The sequence below is a fragment of the Rhodococcus sp. 14C212 genome, assembly GCF_011058195.1.
Lineage (GTDB): Bacteria > Actinomycetota > Actinomycetes > Mycobacteriales > Mycobacteriaceae > Rhodococcus > Rhodococcus aetherivorans.
In genome coordinates this window covers 1-380 of record NZ_JAALEH010000235.1, presented here as the reverse complement: position 1 = coordinate 380, position 380 = coordinate 1, and the positions used below count along the sequence as shown (strand labels likewise).

Annotated in this window: 1 protein-coding gene; it reads right to left on the bottom strand. The window is 77.1% G+C overall.

Features of this window, described 5'->3' with window-relative positions:
- Positions 1 to 380, bottom strand: a 380-nt coding sequence (locus G6038_RS30875) for an AMP-binding protein (protein ID WP_165042722.1), incomplete at both ends; no start/stop codon positions are given.

Below are 380 nucleotides of genomic sequence, written 5' to 3'. Positions count from 1 at the left end.
ACCCCCACCGGCACCGGCCGCAACCGCCCATCGAGCACCACCTCCGCGAACCCCGCCGTCGGCGGCCCCACCGTCACCGGCCCACCCGCCGGCAACGGCGCCGAGATGTTCGACATCACCGTCGCCTCACTCGGCCCGTACGCGTCGAACACCGACCGACCCGGCGCCCACCGCGCCACCCACGACGCCGGACACGCCTCCCCGGCAACGGTGACCCCCCGCACGCCGCCGAGACCGTCGGGATCCACCGTCCCGAGCACCGTGGGGGTCAGCACCACGTGCGTGACCCGCTGCTCCCGCAGCAGCCGCGCCAGCTCCGCCCCACCGAACACCCCCGGCGGCGCCAGCACCAGCGCCGCCGGGGGTGTTCGGTGGGGCGG